Origin of the sequence: Streptomyces venetus (assembly GCF_039540295.1) — a bacterium.
In the GTDB taxonomy this organism is placed as follows: Bacteria; Actinomycetota; Actinomycetes; order Streptomycetales; family Streptomycetaceae; genus Streptomyces; species Streptomyces venetus.
In genome coordinates this window covers 1-17,890 of the sequence record NZ_BAABET010000023.1, presented here as the reverse complement: position 1 = coordinate 17,890, position 17,890 = coordinate 1, and the positions used below count along the sequence as shown (strand labels likewise).

The following is a 17,890-nucleotide window of genomic DNA, read 5'->3' as shown; positions in this document are numbered from 1 at the left end:
GGCGTTTCCTCTTCAGGTGTGCCGGACAGGGTTCAGACGCCGAGCGTGGCCCCACCGTCGACCGTGAGCGCGTGCAGCGTGATGTGGGAGGCCTGTTCGGAGAGCAGGAAGACGACCGCGTCGGCGATCTCCCGCGGTGTGGCGAGCTTCCGCAGCGGGATGCCGACCTTGTAGGTCTCCAGGCTGCCCCGGACGGTCGTCTCCCGGCCGCTGTCGTGGTCGTGCCACATGGAGCTGAGCATGGGGGTGTCCGTGGAGCCCGGTGCCACCAGGTTGCAGCGGATGCCGTACTCGGCGACCTCGAGTCCGAGGCACTTGGTGAACATCGTGGCGGCGGCCTTGGAGGCGGCGTAGGCGGCCATCTGTGTCCGGGGGGTGCCGGCGGCGTTGGAGGCCACGGTGACGAGGGCGCCGGCGCGCCGGGGCACCATGCGGTTGACCACGGCGCGCGACATGTGGAAGACGCCGGTGGCGTTCACGGCCATGGTGTCGGCCCAGTCGGTGTCCGACAGGTTCCGGGCGTCGCCGAGGCGGAGGATGCCGGCGGCGTTGACGAGGTAGTCGACGGGGCCGAGTCGGGCCTCCACGGCGCTCACGGTCGCCTCGACGTCGTCGGGCCGGGTGACGTCGGCGACGAAGGCCTCGACCCGCAGGCCCTCGGCGGCGAGCGGCTCGGTCGTCTCCTTCAGCGCGACGCTGTTGGCGTCCACGGCCGCGGTCACGCCGCCGCGTTCGGCGATCGCGCGGACCACCGCGGCGCCGATGCCGCCGGCCGCGCCGGTGACGAGCGCGACCTTGCCCTGCATGGCGCGGCTCTCCGTCGTGCGAGTCATCGTGCGGAACTCCATTCGCTGTGAGGCGCGTCGCGGTCGTCACGCGGAGGTGTTCATCGCCAGGCGGTGACGACGCGGTCGGCCTGCCGTGGGTCGAGGCGTGGATCGCAGAGCGTCGTGTACTTCTTGCCTAGCTGCTCGAACGACGACTCGTCGTGGACGCACTCGGTGACGTCGTCCGGGGTGATCTCGAGGTGGAGGCCGCCGGCGACGCCGCCGGCCTCGCGCACGGCGCACTGGAACTCCTTGGTCTCCCTCAGGACCGTTTCCAGCAGCCGGGTCTTCAGCCCGTTGGGGGCGGTCAGGGTGTTGCCGTGCATCGGGTCGCCGAGCCAGATCACGGGGTGGCCGCCGGCCCGTACGGCCCGCACGAGCGGCGGCAGGCGCCGGGCCACGGTGCCGGCGCCCATGCGCGCGACCAGGGTCAGGCGGCCCGGCCGCCGCTCCGGGTCCAGCCGCTCGCACAGGTCCAGCAGCTCCGCCTCGGTGGTGTCCGGACCGACCTTGCAGGCCACCGGGTTGGCCACCGCCGCGAGCAGCGCCACGTGGGCGCCGTCGGGTTGCCGGGTGCGTTCGCCGATCCACGGCCAGTGGGTGGAGGACAGGTAGAGCTGCCCGTCCTCGGTGCGGCGCAGCAGGGGCGCCTCGTAGTCCAGGAGCAGCGCCTCGTGGCTGGCCCACAGGGTGCTGCCGTGGTCGGGGGTGCCGTCCGGGCGCCGGGACCAGCCCAGGTGGCCCAGCACCTCGGCGGCGGCCCGGTAGCACAGCAGCAGGCGCGCGGGGTCGGGCCGGCGCAGCGCGGGGTCCGGTTCGGGGCCGTTGATCAAGTGGCCTCGGTAGACGGGCAGTTCGCGTCCGCCGACGCGTTCGGTGGGGCGGGAGCGCGGTTTGGCGTACTGGCCGGCGATCCGGCCGACGCGCAGGACCGGTTTGTGGGTGAGCATCTTCATGCGGCCGGCCAGCATCTCGATCAGTCCGGCCTTGCGGGCGACGTAGCCGCCCGTGCACTCGCCCGGGTCCTCGGCGCAGTCGCCGGCCTGGACGACGTAGGCGCGGCCGTGCGCGACGTCCGCCAGCCGGTCCCGCAGCCGTGCGGTGTCGGCGTACGACACCAGCGGGGGCAGACCGGCCAGTTCGGCGCGGGCGGCGGCCACGATGTCCGGGTCCGTCCACTGCGGCTGCTGATGTGCCGCGCGGCCGTCGAGGAACGGGTGGGAGCGGATGCCGGGCTCGCCGGGCTGTGTGCCGGCCGCCTGCAACGAATCCATGCCGTTTTCTCCCTGTCTTCGAATCACCGCCATTACACGTTTCGCTTGGCGCCGACCGCTCCAAAATGGTGGGCGACTCGCGACCGGCTGGACACCCCTATAAATGCCGGGCCACACACAATTGCGGGCTGTCTTCCGGCATTTCTTATAGGGGGCGGGCTAGGGGGTGACACCCGTCGAAGGCGAATTTAGCCTGGGCCCGCATGCAGCCGTTCATTACCACCTCACGATGAGGCGCATAACTGCCATGGATTTTGATCTCTCGGCCGCACAGGAGAAACGCTACGGGGAAATCTTGCGGGAGTCGGGTTCGCGCCTGGGCGAGCATCGTCCGGACGGGGATCCGGATGCCGTGCGCCGTGGCTTCAGGACGGCCGCCGGTATCGGTGTGACGGGGCTGTGTCTGCCGGAGGAGTTCGGCGGCGGCGGGCTCGGCGCGCTGGACACGGCGCTGGGCCTGGAGGCGTTCGGCCGCGGCTGTCCCGACACCGGGCTCGCCTTCGGGGTCGCGGCCCATCTGCTGGCCTGTGCGGTTCCCGTACGGGACTTCGCCACCGACGACGTCCGCGGCCCGCTGCTCAAGGGGCTGGCCTCCGGTGAGCTCATCGCGGCCAACGCCATGACGGAGGACGAGGCCGGTTCCGACATCGGGCGTCTGGGCGTGACGGCCCGCCCGGTGTCCGACGGGTACGTGCTGAACGGGGAGAAGTCCTGGGCGAGCAACGCACCCGTGGCCGGCCTCGTCGTCACCTACGCCTGCACCGCACCGGAGCTGGGGTTCCTCGGGCTGTCCGCGTTCGCGGTGCCAGGCGACCTGCCCGGTGTCTCGTTCGGCCCGCCGCTGCGCAAGATGGGGTTGACGAACTGTCTGGCCGGCCGGGTCACGTTCACCGACTGCCATGTGCCGCGCCGCTACCTGCTGGGGGCGGAGGGCCAGGGCTCGGGCATCTTCCAGCACTCCATGGCGTGGGAGCGAGCCGCGCTGTTCGGCGTCTACCTCGGGCTGATGGAGCGCCAGCTCGCGCAGTGCGTCGAACACGCCGGCCGCCGCCGCCAGTTCGGGCGGCGCATCGGCGAGTTCCAGGCGGTGTCGCACCGGACGGCCGTCATGAAACAGCGCCTCGAGAGTGGCCGGCTGCTGCTGTACCGCGCGTGCTGGCTGCTGGACGAGGGCCGGGAGGACAAGAGCGCCATCGCCCTCGCGAAGGCCGCGGTCTCCGAGGCGGCGGTGGCCAACGGCCTGGACGCCATGCAGCTCTTCGGCGGTCTCGGCTATCTGGCCGACACCGGCGTCGAGGAGCAGCTGCGCGACTCCCTGCCGGCCCGGGTCTTCTCCGGCACCACCGAGATCCAGCGGGAAATCGTCGCCAAGGAGCTGGGGCTGTGATGCTGCACCACCTGGTCAGGGATTCCGCCGTCAAACATCCGGACCGGCCCGCCGTGGTCGCCGCCGACGGCACGCTCGACTACGCCGGACTCGACCGCCGGGCCGACGCGTTCGCCCGCCGTCTGCGCGACCTCGGCGTCGGTCGCGGTGACCGGGTCGTCGTCTGGTCCGGGAAGTCGGCCGACGTCGTCGCCGCCATGCAGGGCGTATTGCGGCTGGGCGCCGCCTACGTACCGGCCGACGACAGCGCGCCCGCGGAGCGGGTGGCACTGGTCGCCCGCGACTGCGCGGCGGGTGTCGTGCTGACGGCCGCGGACCGGGTGCCCGAACTGTCCGCCCTGCTGCCGGGGGTGCGGTGCGCCGGCCTCGCCGAGGCCGGGGCGGGGGGCGGCGGGGCGACGGACGAACCGGGGCGGTTCGAGGCGGCCGTGGAGCCGGACGAATCGGGGCCATTCATGGCGGCCGTGGAGCCGGACGACCTGGCGTACATCCTCTACACCTCCGGGTCGACCGGCACCCCGAAAGGGGTGTGCATCAGCCACCGCAACGCCCTGGCCTTCTCGGGCTGGGTGGTCGATCTGCTGGCGCCCGGCCCGGAGGACCGGTTCGCCAATCACGCCCCGCTGACGTTCGACTTGTCGGTGCTCGACCTGTACGCCGCGTTCACGGTCGGCGCGGCCGTGCACCTGGTGCCGTCCGAGCTGGCCTACGCGCCCGAGCAGCTCGTGGCGTTCCTGTACGAGCGGCGGATCACGGTCTGGTACTCGGTGCCGTCCGCGCTGACGCTGATGATGCGCTCCGGTGGTCTGCTGGAGAGGCCGGCGCCGGACGGGCTGCGTGCCGTGCTCTTCGCCGGGGAGCCCTTCCCCATCGGCCAGGTGCGGCGGCTGGCGGCCTGGACGCCGGCGCGGCTGCTGAACCTCTACGGGCCGACCGAGACGAACGTGTGCACGTACCACGAGGTGACGCCCGCCGACCTGGAACGGGGCCGGCCGGTGCCGATCGGCCGGGCGGCGAGCGGAGACCGGGTGTGGGCACGGGCGGCCGACGGCTCCGTGTGCGGCCCGGGCGAGGAGGGCGAGCTGCTGGTGGCCGGGCCGACGGTGATGCTCGGCTACTGGGGCGGAGCCCCGCAGCGCGGTGCGTACGCCACCGGCGACATCGTGCGGCTGCGCACGGACGGCTCGTTCGACTACGTGGGACGCCGCGACCACATGGTGAAGGTGCGCGGTCACCGCGTCGAACTCGGGGACGTCGAGGCGGCGTTGACGTCGCACCCGGACGTGGCCGAGGCGGCGGTGGTGGTCACCGGGCACGGTGTGGACGCCCGGCTGGCCGCGTTCGTGGTGCCGGGGCCCGGCCGCCGTCCCGGCCCTCTCACCCTGCGCGGCCACTGCGCGAAACGGCTGCCGCGCTACATGCTCGCGGATGTCCTGCGGCTGCTGCCGGAACTGCCGAGGACCCGCAACGGCAAGGTCGACCGGGCCGCGCTCGCCGCGCGGCTCGAACCGTGACGGACACGAAGGAGCACCCATGGCCCAGGACGAGATCTCCGAGCGGATCTCCGCCTTCATCCGGGACCGCTTTCTCGACGGGGACCCGCAGGGCGAACTGGAGGAGACCACGCCCCTGCTGGAGCTGGGGGTCCTCAACTCCCTGAACACCGTGCTCCTCCTGGCGCACATCCGTGAGGAGCTCGGCGTCGCCGTGCCGTCCCTGCGGATCAACCCCGCCGATCTGAAGAACGTGCGGAGCATCACGGCGATGGTGCGCGAGCTCCAGCACTCGGCGGTCTGACCACCGCCCTGCTGCCGCCGCGCCGCGGCACAGCACGTACGGCCGACAGTGACGAACTGCCAAGAAACGAGGGTGACGACAGCATGACGGACATCGCCAGCGACGCCGGCAAGATCAACACCTATCTCTCCGGCCGCCCGACGGAACGGCCCCGCACCGACCACCAGCCCCCGTCCCCGCGCCTGAAGGACCTCGACTTCCTGCTCGGCAGGATGGTCACCCACTTCGACACCGGTGTGCGCATGGAGTCGGTGACCCGGCGCGTCATGCACGGTCACTACATCCAGATGGACCTCACCGGCACGTACGCGGACGGCACCTGGAAGCTGGACGGCAAGTGGATCATCGGCTGGAACGAGGTCGAGCAGAAGTTCGAGTCCTACTACGTCGACACGATGGGGACGCTGGGCTCCGTCAGCTCGCCGGGGTGGCAGGACGACGGCCATCTGGTGTTCAGCGGGCCCTGTGTGCTCGGTGAGGTCGGGGTCCGCTCCATGACCAAGGACGTGTACACGATGATCGACGACCACCATTTCCAGCTCGACGCGTACGTCGAGGTGGAGGGCGAGTGGAAGCACTACGACACCCAGGACTGCCACGTCACCCCGGAGCAGCAGGGGAGCTGACGGCGAGATGCCCGACGAAGAGAAACTGCAGAAGTACCTACGGAAGGTCACGGCCGAGCTGCAACAGGCCCGCCGACGGCTCGCGGCGGCGGAGTCCCAGAGCCAGGAGCCCATCGCCGTCCTGGGAATCGGGTGCCGGTTCCCCGGGGGCGTGCGCTCTCCCGAGGACCTGTGGGACCTCGTCGACTCGGGCAGTGATGTCGTCGGCGGTCTGCCCACGGGCCGCGGCTGGCAGACCGGGAGCGCGCTGGACGGCGTCAACGGCGGTTTCATCCATGACGCCGAGCAGTTCGACCCGCACTTCTTCGGCCTCGACCCCGTCGAGGCGACCGCCATGGACCCGCAGCAGCGGCTGCTGCTGGAGACGACCTGGGAAGCGTTCGAGCGGGCCGGGATCGACCCGGTTACGGCCCGCGGCAGCCGCACCGCCGTCTACGCGGGTGTGCAGTTCGGCGGATATCCGCTGTTGATGCGGGAGGCCCCGTCCCCGCAGATCCTCGACCACCTCGGTCTCGGCAACTCGGTGGGCGCCGCCTCCGGCCGACTGGCGTACCAGTTCGGCCTGGTGGGTGGCGCGGTCACGGTCGACACCCAGTGCACCTCGTCGATCGTGGCCCTCCACCTGGCGGTGAAGGCGCTGCGCAACGGCGAGTGCGCGTTCGCCCTGGCCGGCGGTGCCTGCGTGATGTCACTGCCGACCGTCCTGATGGACTTCCACCGCCGCAACCTCCTCGCACCGGACGGCCGTTCCAAGTCGTTCGCCGCGGCGGCCGACGGTGTCAGCCTGGCGGAAGGCGCCGGCATGCTGCTCCTGGAGCGGCTGTCCGACGCCCGCCGGGCCGGCCATCCCGTGCTCGCGGTGATCCGCGGTTCCGCCATCAACCAGGACGGCGCCACCAACGGCATCGTCTCCCCCAGCGGCCGCGCGCAGGAACGCGTGATCAGGGCGGCGCTGGCCGACGGACGCGTCACGGCCGACAGTGTCGACGTGGTGGAGGGCCACGGCGTGGGCGCCACCCTCGGCGACGGCGTCGAGGTGACGTCGCTGCTGGCCACCTACGGCCAGGAGCGTCCGGGTGGACGGCCGTTGCTGCTGGGCTCCGTCAAGTCCAACATCGGCCACACCCAGACGGTGGGCGCCGTCGCCGGCATCGCGAAACTGGTGATGGCGCTGCGCCATGAACGGCTGCCGCGGACCCTGCACATCGACGGGCCCACCCCGCACGCGGACTGGTCGCCCGGCACCGTGCGGCTGCTGACGGAGCCCGAGCCGTGGCGGCGGGGCGAGCGGGTACGGCGCGCCGGTCTGACCTGTCTGACCCTCAGCGGCACCAACGGCCATCTGGTCATCGAGGAGCCGCCCGCGGACGAACCGGCCGCCCGCCCGGCCGGGCCGGAGCGCGCGGTGCCGCTGGTCCTCTCCGCCAAGTCGCCGGGCGCGCTGCGCGCTCAGGCGGAACGGCTGCGCGCCACGGTCACGACGGCCGAACCGGTCGACGTCGGCCACTCGCTGCACACCACCCGGTCGTCGTTCAGGCACCGCGCGGTGGTCGTCGGGACCGACCGGGACCAACTCGTCGCGGGGCTGGAGGCGCTGGCCGGTGACCGGACCGCGCGCGGCACGGTGCGCGGGTTCGCCCGCCCCCAGGGGCGGACCGCCTTGATCTTCGGTGGTGCGGGCGGCGACCTGCCGGCCGGTGCGGACGGCGCACCCGATCTGTACGCGGCGTTCCCGGAGTTCGCCTCGGCGCTGGACGAGGTGGCGGAGCTGCTGGCCGCCGAGGCCGGGCCGGAGATCCGGTCGTCAGTGCGCCGGCCCGGGCCGCTGCCGGCGGAGCCGACCGCGCTGGGTCAGGCGGTGGTGTTCGCGCTGAACACGGCGCTGTACCGGCTGCTGACGGCGTTCGGGGTACGGCCGGACGCCCTGCTGGGGCACGGGATCGGTGAGGTGGCCGCCGCGTGCGCGGCGGGCGCCCTGTCACCGGCGGACGGAGCCGTCCTGGTGACGGCGCTGGGCCGGCTCACGGAGCGGGTGGCCGCCGTGTCCGGCGCGTCGGCGTGGGTGCGGGCCACCGCGGACGAGGTCCGTGCCGCGCTGTCCGGCCCGGACGCGGCCGGTGTCGCCGTCGCCGCGATCGACGAGCCCGGTACGACGGTCGTCTCCGGCGATGCCGGGGCCGTCGCCCGGTTCGCCGAGCACTGGCGCGCGAGCGGCAGGGCGACGGGCGACCCGCGACCCGCGCGGTTGCTCGCGCCGGGGGCGGCGGCCGCGGCGGAGTCGGAACTCCGGGCCGTCGTCGAACGCTTGACGTTCCACGAACCCGAGCTGCCCGTCGTGTCCACGGCGACCGGGCGGCCGGTGGACCTGGCCGAGCTGCGGTCCGCCGAGCACTGGCTGGAGCACCTGCGCGGCCCGGCACGCTTCCTGGACGGGGTGCGGCACCTGCGGGCGGACGGTGTGACACGGCTGGTCGGGCTGGATCTGTCGGCCGATCTCACCGGACGGGCCGGCCGCTGCGCCACCGGCTTCGGCGAGCCGGGGAGGCCGCTGCTGCTCACCGGTGTGCCGGGCCGCGGACAGTCCGCGGAGCAGGGACTGTTGTCAGCCCTCGGGGACCTGCACGCCGACGGCGTCGACATCGACTGGTCCCCGGCCTTCGACGGCCGGGACCCGCGCCGGGTGGACCTGCCGACGTACCCCTACCAGAAGGTGCGCTGCTGGCTGGTTCCGCCCGAGCCGGAGGCTCCCGAGCCTGCGGCCGCGCCGCCGCATCCGCTGCTGGGCACCGCCCTGGATCTGGTGGACGCCCCGGGCCAGTCGTTCGCGCAGCAGCTGACGCCGGGGCAGGTGGCGGGCGTGTTCGGGCAGCGCCTGCACGGCACGCCGGTGCTGTCGGCCGGGGCCCGCCTGGAGTGGCTGCTGGCGGCGGCCCGCCACGGGTCCGGCGACTCGGCCTGGACGCTCACCGACGTACATCTGTCCGGCACGGTGAGCGCCGCTTCCGGCACGCCGGTCACGCTGCAGACCCTCCGTGAGGAGAGCGGCGAGGGGGTGCGGGTGCGGGGCTTCGTCAAGGAGCAGGGCCCGGACGGCGACGGCCGGTGGGCCGAGCGGGGGTGCGCTACGGCCGTCCAGGACCCGCCCCGGACCGCGTCCGACCGGATCGAACCGGAGTCACTGCACGCGCGTCTGGCCGAGCTGGACGCAGTGGATGCGTACCGGACGCTGTGGCGGCAGGGCCACGAGTACGGCGAGCCGCTTCGGGTGCTGGAGCGTGTGTGGCTCGGCGGTGACGAGGCCGTGGCACTGGTCGGTACGGCCGATGTGCCGACGGGCCCGGCCGGCCCCTGGGGGCGGTGGGCCGCTGTGCTCGAAGGGGCCGTTCAGCTCGTGGCGCTGTCGGGCTCCGGCTCGCTGTCGGGCGCCGGCTCGCGCACGGTGGTGTCCGCGGACCGGCTCGAGGTGACCGGGCCACCGCCCGACACGCTGTGGCTGCGGGTGCGGCACGGAGCGGACGGGTCGGCCGACGTCGTCCTGCTGTCCGAGGACGGCACCCGCGCGGCGGCCGTGACGGGGCTGCGGCTGCGGCCGCTCCCGGGCGCGGCTGCGGCACGGCTGGCCGAGGCCCCCCTGGAGCGGCACGAAGTGGTGTGGCACGCCCTCGCGGAGGACGGTCGCCCGGCCACCCTCGGTGGCGGCAGCGGCAGTTGGCTGGTGTTCAGCGACAACCCGGAACGGGCTGCGGCGTGGTGCGCCGAACTTGCGCTGCTCGGCGTGCCGGCGCTCGCGCTGGCCGGTGAGGACACCGCGGGCCGGGACGGTACGGAGACCGTGCCGGTCGGCACCGGCGACCCGGACGTCGTACGGAAGACGTTCGCGGAACTGCGGGAGCGGGGCGTCACGGTGGCCGGGCTCCTCGTCCACGACGCGGGCCACGGGCCGGACATCGCCGCGGAGGAGGAGCCCGGCTCGGAGGACGCGCTGGACGCCGCGTGCCGCCGGGGCGGCCGGACGCTGGCGCTGCTGCGGGGGTTCCTCCAGGAGTACGCGGGGCAGGCGGAGCGGGCGCCGCGGATCGTGCTCTGCTCGGCGGGCGCGGCGACCGGTCTCGCGGGCGGCTCACCGCGCCCGGCACAGGCGCCGTTGTCGGCGTTGTTCACGTCGCTGGCGTGGGAGCACCCGCACCTGCCGTGCGCGCAGGTCGATCTCGACCCCGAGGAGGAGCCGCCCGCGGTGGCGGACCTGCTCGGGCAGGTGACGCGACTGCCGGGCGCGGGGCGGCTGGCCCGTCGGCGCGGGCGCTGGTTCGAGGCCCGGCTGGAAAGGTGGCCGGTCCCGGTCGGTGGCGGAGAACGGCCGGCGCTGCGGCCCGACGCCACGTACCTGGTCGCCGGCGGCGACGCCCGGCACACGGCGGTGGCGCTGGAGTGGCTGGCCGCGCGAGGGGCCCGGTCGGTGGTGCTGGCGGGTGCGCAGCCCCTGCCGGACGACGTGCTCGGAGACCGCCCGAAGCGGTTCGAGCGGTTCGAACAGGCGGCCGTGGACCTCGCGTCGGGGGACGGTGTGGGACGGCTCGCCGGGCTGCTGGCCGACGGTCGGCCGCCGCTGCGAGGCGTGCTGTCGCTGCGGCGGCAGGCCGCGGACCGACGCCTGGACGACCTGGACGGGCCCCGGTTCGGCGCCGCGCTCGCCGAAGCCCTGCGGGGACCCGTGGAGCTGACGCGGCGGTTCGCGGACGGCCTGGACTTCTTCGTGCTGTCCACGTCGGTCACCTCGCTGCCCGGCCGGGCCGGAACGGTCGTCGACTCGGCAGCCGACGCGTTCCTGACCGCGCTGGCCGGTCACCTGCGGGCGGCAGGTCTGCCGGTGGTCGCCGCGGCCTGGGGCCCGTGGCTGGAAGCCGTCGACGAGGCGCCGGAGACGGCCGCCGCGTTCGCCGGGGCCGGGGTGTACGCGGCGCCCGGCGGTGACGTGCTGGACACGCTGCTCGCCCTTCCGGTCGCCGGGAACGCCGGTGGTGCGGGCGGGGTCGGCGTGGCCCGGGTGGACTGGGACCGGTACCTCGTCGCGGGCGGCCGTACGCTGCCGTACACCGTGCTGGAGGCGGGCCCGTCGCACGACGAGGAGAAGGTTCCGGGGTTTGGGCAGAACCGGATGAAGGGGGCCCGCAAGAAGAAGAGCTGACGGCCGGCAGGTCCGGTCAGGGCAGCGGCCCCCGCACCGGCGGGGGCCGCTGTCGTGTGCCGGGAGGCCGGTCAGGAACGGGACCCGGCGCTTTCCCCCGCACTCTCTCCGGCGCTCTCCTCGACGTCGCTGTCGGTGCCCGGCGGGGCGATGTCCGACTTCTCGATGTCGAGGTGGGGCAGCCTGCGGTCCAGCCACCGGGGCAGCCACCAGGCGGCGCGGTCGAAGAGCGCCATCACGGCGGGCACGATGGTCACCCGCAGGACGAAGGCGTCCAGGAACACCGCCACGGCGAGGGCGAATCCGAAGGACTTCGTCAGGTCGGCGTCGGCCAGGATGAACCCCGCGAACACGCTGATCATGATGAGGGCCAGTGCCGTGACGACCCGGGCGCTCTGCATGAAGCCCTTGACGATGGCCTCGGCCGGCGTGTTCCCACGGGCGTACTCCTCGCGCATCCGGGTCACGAGGAACATCTCGTAGTCGACGGCCAGTCCGAACGACAGGCCGATGACGATGACGGGCAGCAGGTTGACGACGATGCCGGTGGAGTGGATGCCGAGCAGGTCGTTCAGCCAGCCCCACTGGAACACGGCGACCAGGGCCCCGAAGGTGGCGGCGAGGCTGAGCAGGAAGCCGAGGGTCGCCTTCACGGGCACCAGGATCGACCGGAAGATGATGATCATCAGCAGGAAGGCACACCCGACGACGATCAGCAGGTAGGGCAGCAGTGTGTCGGCGATCCGCTTCGACATGTCGATGTTGATCGCGGTCTGGCCGGTGACGGCGACGGCCGCCTCACCCGAGTCCCGGGTGTCCTTCACCGCCGCCCGGATGTCATCCACGACCTGCTCCGTCGCGGCCGCTGTGGGGCCGCTGCCGGGCACCACGGACATCACCGCGGCGTCGCCGGACTTGTTGGGCACCGGCGGGCTGACGTCCTCCACGCCCCGGATCCCGGCCAGTTCCCGTCCGATGCCCTCGGCCGTCGCCGCCGCGTCCTTGCCGCTCTTCGCGGTGTCCACGACCACGGTCAGCGGCCCGTTGAACCCGGGTCCGAAGCCCTCGGTCAGCAGGTCGTAGGCCTGGTGCGAGGTGGAGCTCTCCGGCTCGGCGCTGTCGTCGGGCAGTCCGAGCCGCAGATCGAGCGCGGGCACGGCCAGGACGCCCAGCAGGACCACGGAGGCGAGGCAGAACGTGATGGGCCGGCGGACGACGAGGCGCACCCAGCGCATGCCGAACGTCGGCTTACCGTCGGCCCGGTAGCCCTCCGCGCGGTGCTGTGCCTCCGCGTGGACCTGGGCGAGCTCCGCTTTGTCCCGCACGTGGGCGGCGCGCCGGCCGTGGATCCGGCGGCCGATGAAGCCGAGGAGCGCGGGTACGAGGGTCAGGCCGACCGCGGTGGAGACGAGGACGGCGAACGCGGCGGCGAGACCGACCTGCGTGAGGATCGGGATGCCGACGACGACGAGACCCGCCAGGGCGATGGCGGTGGTGAGCCCGGCGAACAGGACGGCGGCACCGGCCGTGGTCACGGAGGTGCCGATGGCGTGCTCGGGGTCCTCGCCGGCCCGCAGTTCCTCCCGGTAGCGGAAGGCCACGAACATGGCGTAGTCGATGGACATGGCAAGGCCGAGCATCAGCGCGAGGGCGGTGGTGTCCGAGTTGAGGTCCGTGAAGCGGGTGCTCACCTCGATCATGCTCAGGCTGAACACCACGCCCAGGATGGCCGCGAGCAGCGGCAGTCCCGCGGCGACGAACGAGCCGAACGTCACGAACAGGACGACGGCGGCGGCCGCCAGTCCGAGCAGTTCGCCCGCCCCCTGCCCGGGCCGCAGCTGGGCCGCCTCGCCACCGAACTCGACGGTCAGACCGGCCCGCGTGCCCGGCTCCGCCGTGTCCAGCAGCGCCTCACGGTCCTTGTCCGCCAGATCGTTCCTGGTGACCGAGTAGGAGACCTGGGCGTAGGCGATGCGCCCGTCCGGCGAGACCGCCTTCTCCTGGAACGGGTCGGTCACGTCGGCCACGTCCGGCAGGTCGCGCACCTCACCGAGGACCCGCCCGATCGCCTGCCGGTACTCGGGGCGGTCCAGCTCTCTGCCCTGCGGCGCGGCGAACACGACGCGCGCCACCGCCCCGTCGGCCGCGGCCTCCGGGAAGCGCTCGTCCAACAGGTCGATCGCCCGCTGCGACTCCGTGTCCGGGATGGCGAGCGAGTCCACGGTCGGCCTGGACAGCAGCGCTCCGGCCACGCTCGCGGCGACGACGACGGCGACCCACAGTAACGAGACCAGACGCCGTCGCCGGAAGCACGCGCGCCCCAGCCGGTAAAGAACGAGCCTCATGACAGGCAACTTTCTTTTGGGAGTCGACTTTCAATTGATAGCCTACTAGCACTTTGGGGGGTTGAGAACCTCCCTGGGTGCCACCACCGCATGACGTCGTGGCGCGGTACGGCCGCGCCGGGCGGGCGGCCGGAGAGCCTGGAGAATGTGGAGCATGAGCGTGCCCAACTTGAAGCCGACGCAAGGGACCGACCGTCATCCCGGGAAGATCAGCCAGCGGGAGCGGAAGAAGGCCAGGACACGGACAGCCATCCAGCAGGAGGCCCTGCGGCTCTTCCGGGACCAGGGCTACGAGGCGACGACGATCGAGCAGATCGCCGAGGCGGCGGAGGTGTCGGCGAGCACCGTGTTCCGCTACTTCGCCACCAAGGAGGACCTGGTCCTCTCGGACGACGAGACGCTCTTCGTGCGCGCCTTCCGTGCCCAGCCGCCGGAACTGCCCCCCGTCCAGGCCATGCGCCGCGCCCTGCACAGCACGCTGGACGGCCTCTCGGCCACGGAGATGAGCACCCAGCGCGACCGCGACATCCTGATGGTGACCGTGCCCGAGCTGTGGTCGGCGAGCCTGGGCAACGTGAAGCAGATGCTGCGCACCCTCGGCGAGCTGGTCGCGGAGCGCACCGGCGCCGACCCGGCTGACGCGGCGGTGCGGGCACTGAGCGGCGCGATCTTCGGGATCATGATGGACGTCATGCTGCGCTGGGCGAACCAGCCCGACCTGGACCCCGCCGCCGAGCTGGACCGGCTGCTGGCCTGCCTGGAGGACGGCTTCCAGGAATCCGGGGCCTGATCCTCGGGCCGGTGCGGAACCGGTCGGCCTGATCCTCGGGCCGGTGCGGAACGTGAGGCACGAAGACCCCGGGTGCGGTGACGAGGCCGTGTCGTCGCCGCACCCGGGGTCTTCACCGTCCGTCGGCCGGGCCGTCCTCCGGGTCAGCTGCCGCCGAGCTCCTTGTCGATGAGGCCGAAGATGTCGTCGTCCGACACGGAGTCGAGAGCGACCGGGTCCGGGTCGTCGTCACCGTGGGCCGCACGACGCCAGTTCCACAGCAGCGTCTCCAGCCGGCCGGTGATCTCGTCGCGGTCCTCGGTGTCCGCGAGCGAGCCGAGGAGCCGCTCCAGACGGTGGATCTCGCCCAGGACCTGACCCGACTGCTCCTCCTGTCGCGGCTGAAGCAGACCGAGCAGGTGCTCGGCGAGCGCGCCGAGCGTCGGGTGGTCGAACACCAGCGTCGACGGCAGGCTCAGTCCGGTGGCGGCGGTCAGCCGGTTGCGCAGTTCGACACCGGTGAGGGAGTCGAACCCGAGGTCTCCGAAGGGCAGTTCACGGTCGAACTCGGACACCGTGGTGTGCCCGAGCACGGCGGCCACCTCGGTGCAGAGCGCCTCGAAAAGGACCACGGGCCCGCGTGCCGGGGCCGTCTCCGCGACCAGCCGCGCCAGCGGAGCCGCCCCCGGTTCGGCCGCCGGTTCCTCCTCGGCCCGCCGTGCCTCGGGGATCTCCGCGATCAGCGGCCGGGGCCGGGCCGCGGTGAACGTCTCGGCGAACCGCGGCCAGTCCAGGTCGGAGACGACCACGCACGTCTCGTCGTGCTCCACGATCTGGTGCAGCGCGGCCATCGCCATCTCGGGGTCCAGCGTGCGCATCCCGCTGCGGCCCAGCCAGGCGACGGCCTCCTCGTCGTCGGCCATGCCACCGCCCGCCCAGGCCCCCCAGGCCACGGACGTGGCGGTCAGGTCCTGGGCACGGCGGTGCTCCGCCAGGGCGTCCAAGCAGGCATTGGCCGCCGCGTAACCGGCCTGCCCGGCACCGCCCCACACACCCGCGTTCGAGGAGTACAACAGGAACAGGTCGAGCGGCGTGCCGGCGGTCAGTTCGTGCAGGTTCACCGCGCCGGTGACCTTGCCCGCGAACAGTTCCGCGATCTCGGCCAGGTCCGAGTCGAGCAGTGCCGCTCCCCTGCCGAGCGCGCCCGCGGCGTGCACGACGGCGGTCAGCGGATGCTCGGCCGGGATCCCGGCCAGCAGAGCGGCGAGCGCCGCGCGGTCGGCGACGTCACAGGCGGCGATCGTCACCTCGGCGCCCATGGAGGCCAGTTCGTCCCGCAGCTCGGACGCCCCGGGGGCGTCCGGTCCGCCGCGGCTGACCAGCAACAGGTGGGCGGCGCCATGAGCGGCGAGCCAGCGGGCCGCGAGCCCGCCGAGCACTCCGGTGCCGCCGGTGATCAGCGCGGTACCACCGGACCGCCACTCACGCTCCGGCGCCGCACCGCCCAGCGGGGCGCGCACCAGCCGGCGGGCCAGCACACCACCGTCCCGGACGGCGACCTGGTCCTCGTCGCCGTTCCCGGCCAGTAGGGCCGCGAGCGCCTCCCCGGCCCGGTCGCCGAGTGCCACGGGCACGTCGATCAGACCGGCCCAGCGCTTGGGCTCCTCCAGCGCCACGACACGACTGAGCCCCCACACCGAGGCTTGCTCCGGCCGCACCGTCCTGTCCTCGTCCACCGCGCGTACGGCACCGCTCGTCACCGACCAGAGACGGGCGTCGATGCCCGTCTCGGCCAGCGCCTGCACCAGCAGTACGGTGCCCGCCACACCGGCCGGCAGTTCGGGATGCGCGGGCAGCGGCGCCTCGGCCAGCCCCAGCAGCGACACCACGCCCGCGATCTCCGGTGTCCCGGTGGCCGCTTCGCGCAGCGCCGTGATCAGGTCGGCACGGGCCTCGTCGCTCCCGGTGTCCACCACGAGCTGTCGCACCTCGCCGCCGTGCCGGGTGACGGCCCGGACGCATCCGGCCACCGGCTCCTCACCGTCCCGGCCCGCCGGGACCACCACGAGCCAGGTTCCGGACAGGCTCGCCGTGCCGACGGTCACGGGCTTCCAGTCGATCCTGTACCGCCAGGAGTCGAGAAGACCGCTCCGCCTCTGGCGACGTCGCCAGGACGACAGCGCGGGCAGCACGGCGCCGGCCGCGGAACGAGCGTCCTCGTCCAGCCCGACGAGCGCGCTCAACCGCCCCGCGTCCTGGCTCTCCACCAGGTCCCAGAACTCCTGCTCCACCGGGTCGGCGGGCGCGGTGCTGTCCTGTTCCAGCCAGTAGGGGGTGTGGTCGAAGGCGTAGGTCGGCAGTTCCACGGGCGGGGCCGGGGGCAGGATCGACCGCCAGTCGATCTCAACGCCTCGGGTCCACAGCTTGCCGGCCGCCTGAAGCACCGAAGCGGACTCGGGGCGGTCCTTGCGCAGCATGGACACCAGCAGGGTGTCGCTGTCCGGGACGCACTCCTGCGCCATCGCCGTCAGCGTGCCGCCCGGCCCCACCTCCAGGAACGCGCTCACACCGCCCTTCAGGGCTTCGCCGACCGCCGCGGCGAACAGCACCGGCTCACGCACCTGCCGCACCCAGTACTCCGCCCGGCTCAACTCACCCGGCCCCGCCAAACGCCCCAGCAACGTCGACACGATCCCGATCGCCGGATCACGGAACTCCAGCCCCTCCACCACCGAGCGGAACTCGGCCAGCATCGGATCCATCCGCGCCGAATGAAACGCATGAGATACCCGCAACCGCCGTGTCCGTACGCCCTGTTCCGCACAGGCGTCCATGACGACGGTCACCGCGTCCTCATCCCCCGAGACGACGGTCGAGGCCGGACCGTTCACCGCCGCGATACCCACCCCGGCCACACCAGCGATGAGTGGTTCCACCACGTCCACACCCGCAGCCACCGACGCCATCGCCCCACCCGGAGGCAACTGCTGCATCAGCCGACCACGAGCCGCCACCAGCGCACACGCGTCCCCCAACGACAACACACCCGCCACATGCGCCGCAGCGATCTCCCCCACCGAATGGCCCACCACCACATCCGGCGCCACGCCCCACGACTCCACCAGCCGGAACAGCCCCACCTCCAGCACGAACAACGCCGCCTGCGCCCACACCGTCTGATGCAGCACCTCCCGATCCGACCCGAGACCGAACATCACCTCCCGGACCGAACCACCCATCAACCCATCGAGAACCCCGCAGACCTCATCAACCACCCCCGCAAACAAGGGCGACTGCTCATACAACTCCCGGCCCATCCCCGGCCACTGAGCCCCCTGACCCGCGAACAACAACCCCACCCGCACACCCTCACGAGCCATCACCCCCTGCTCCCGGACAGCCGACTCCAACCCCGCCACAAGCTCCTCGACCGACCCACCCACCACAGCCAACCGACGCCGCAACCCAGCACGCCCCGCCAACCCCACCGCAACCGAACCCACATCAAGCCCCGGCCGCTCCCCCACGAACGACACCAACCGCTCCACCTGCCCGCGCAGCCCACCCGCACTGGCCCCGGACACCACCCACGACACCAACCCGGAACTGCGGATCACGACTTCGGGCTGCTTCTCCTCCTCGGGGGCTTCCTCCACCACCACGTGCGCATTCGTCCCGCT

At 72.9% G+C, this 17,890-nt stretch carries 10 protein-coding genes; 6 read left to right on the top strand and 4 right to left on the bottom strand.

The genetic code is table 11. The features are described 5' to 3' along the window. Positions 1–32: 32 nt before the first annotated feature. Together ABEA82_RS38320 and ABEA82_RS38315 are read right to left on the bottom strand one after the other, a co-directional pair. Complete coding sequence (locus tag ABEA82_RS38320; protein ID WP_345666389.1) at positions 33–806, bottom strand: 2,3-dihydro-2,3-dihydroxybenzoate dehydrogenase; 774 nt, start codon at positions 804–806, stop codon at positions 33–35. 80 nt (positions 807–886) lie between these two features. Beyond that, entirely contained in the window at positions 887–2,101 is a 1,215-nt protein-coding gene (locus tag ABEA82_RS38315; RefSeq protein WP_345666380.1) for a 3-deoxy-7-phosphoheptulonate synthase, read from the bottom strand. 247 nt (positions 2,102–2,348) lie between these two features. Between ABEA82_RS38315 and ABEA82_RS38310 the strand changes: the two genes are divergently transcribed. The 5 genes from ABEA82_RS38310 (at position 2,349) to ABEA82_RS38290 (ending at position 11,096) form a co-directional block, all read left to right on the top strand. Then, entirely contained in the window at positions 2,349–3,488 is a 1,140-nt protein-coding gene (locus ABEA82_RS38310; protein WP_345666388.1) for an acyl-CoA dehydrogenase family protein, read from the top strand. Beyond that, positions 3,488–5,002 carry an amino acid adenylation domain-containing protein gene (locus tag ABEA82_RS38305; RefSeq protein ID WP_345666379.1) on the top strand — a complete coding sequence of 505 codons (1,515 nt, stop codon included), beginning with the start codon at positions 3,488–3,490 and terminating at the stop codon, positions 5,000–5,002. The genes ABEA82_RS38310 and ABEA82_RS38305 overlap by 1 nt, the downstream gene beginning before the upstream one ends. Positions 5,003–5,021: 19 nt before the next feature. After that, positions 5,022–5,285, top strand: coding sequence for an acyl carrier protein (locus ABEA82_RS38300; RefSeq protein ID WP_345666378.1), 264 nt, complete (start codon positions 5,022–5,024; stop codon positions 5,283–5,285). An 83-nt stretch (positions 5,286–5,368) separates the two neighbouring features. Then, positions 5,369–5,911, top strand: a complete 543-nt coding sequence (locus ABEA82_RS38295; RefSeq protein WP_345666377.1) for a DUF1579 family protein — start codon at positions 5,369–5,371, stop codon at positions 5,909–5,911. 7 nt (positions 5,912–5,918) lie between these two features. After that, entirely contained in the window at positions 5,919–11,096 is a 5,178-nt protein-coding gene (locus ABEA82_RS38290) for a beta-ketoacyl synthase N-terminal-like domain-containing protein (RefSeq protein ID WP_345666376.1), read from the top strand. 71 nt (positions 11,097–11,167) lie between these two features. On the opposite strand, the gene ABEA82_RS38285 is transcribed toward ABEA82_RS38290, so the two are convergent. Further along, a complete protein-coding gene (locus tag ABEA82_RS38285; protein WP_345666375.1) occupies positions 11,168–13,441 on the bottom strand; it encodes an MMPL family transporter in 2,274 nt (757 codons plus the stop codon). 154 nt (positions 13,442–13,595) lie between these two features. Here ABEA82_RS38285 and ABEA82_RS38280 point away from each other — a divergent pair, with 154 nt between their 5' ends. Then, positions 13,596–14,231 (top strand): TetR/AcrR family transcriptional regulator, encoded by a 636-nt coding sequence (locus ABEA82_RS38280; RefSeq protein ID WP_345666374.1) that lies wholly within the window; start codon positions 13,596–13,598, stop codon positions 14,229–14,231. 143 nt (positions 14,232–14,374) lie between these two features. Here ABEA82_RS38280 and ABEA82_RS38275 read toward each other — a convergent pair whose 3' ends face one another. Further along, positions 14,375–17,590, bottom strand: coding sequence for an SDR family NAD(P)-dependent oxidoreductase (locus ABEA82_RS38275; protein WP_345666373.1), 3,216 nt, complete (start codon positions 17,588–17,590; stop codon positions 14,375–14,377). Between the last annotated feature and the right edge of the window lie 300 nt (positions 17,591–17,890).

Excerpts from the sequence above, each read along its gene's own strand:
- ABEA82_RS38320 (WP_345666389.1), bottom strand. The coding sequence starts at position 806 with ATGCAGGGCAAGGTCGCGCTCGTCACCGGCGCGGCCGGCGGCATCGGC.
- ABEA82_RS38315 (WP_345666380.1), bottom strand. The coding sequence starts at position 2,101 with ATGGATTCGTTGCAGGCGGCCGGCACACAGCCCGGCGAGCCCGGCATC.
- ABEA82_RS38310 (WP_345666388.1), top strand. The coding sequence starts at position 2,349 with ATGGATTTTGATCTCTCGGCCGCACAGGAGAAACGCTACGGGGAAATC.
- ABEA82_RS38305 (WP_345666379.1), top strand. The coding sequence starts at position 3,488 with ATGCTGCACCACCTGGTCAGGGATTCCGCCGTCAAACATCCGGACCGG.
- ABEA82_RS38300 (WP_345666378.1), top strand. The coding sequence starts at position 5,022 with ATGGCCCAGGACGAGATCTCCGAGCGGATCTCCGCCTTCATCCGGGAC.
- ABEA82_RS38295 (WP_345666377.1), top strand. The coding sequence starts at position 5,369 with ATGACGGACATCGCCAGCGACGCCGGCAAGATCAACACCTATCTCTCC.
- ABEA82_RS38290 (WP_345666376.1), top strand. The coding sequence starts at position 5,919 with ATGCCCGACGAAGAGAAACTGCAGAAGTACCTACGGAAGGTCACGGCC.
- ABEA82_RS38285 (WP_345666375.1), bottom strand. The coding sequence starts at position 13,441 with ATGAGGCTCGTTCTTTACCGGCTGGGGCGCGCGTGCTTCCGGCGACGG.
- ABEA82_RS38280 (WP_345666374.1), top strand. The coding sequence starts at position 13,596 with ATGAGCGTGCCCAACTTGAAGCCGACGCAAGGGACCGACCGTCATCCC.
- ABEA82_RS38275 (WP_345666373.1), bottom strand. The coding sequence starts at position 17,590 with ATGGCTCGTGAGGGTGTGCGGGTGGGGTTGTTGTTCGCGGGTCAGGGG.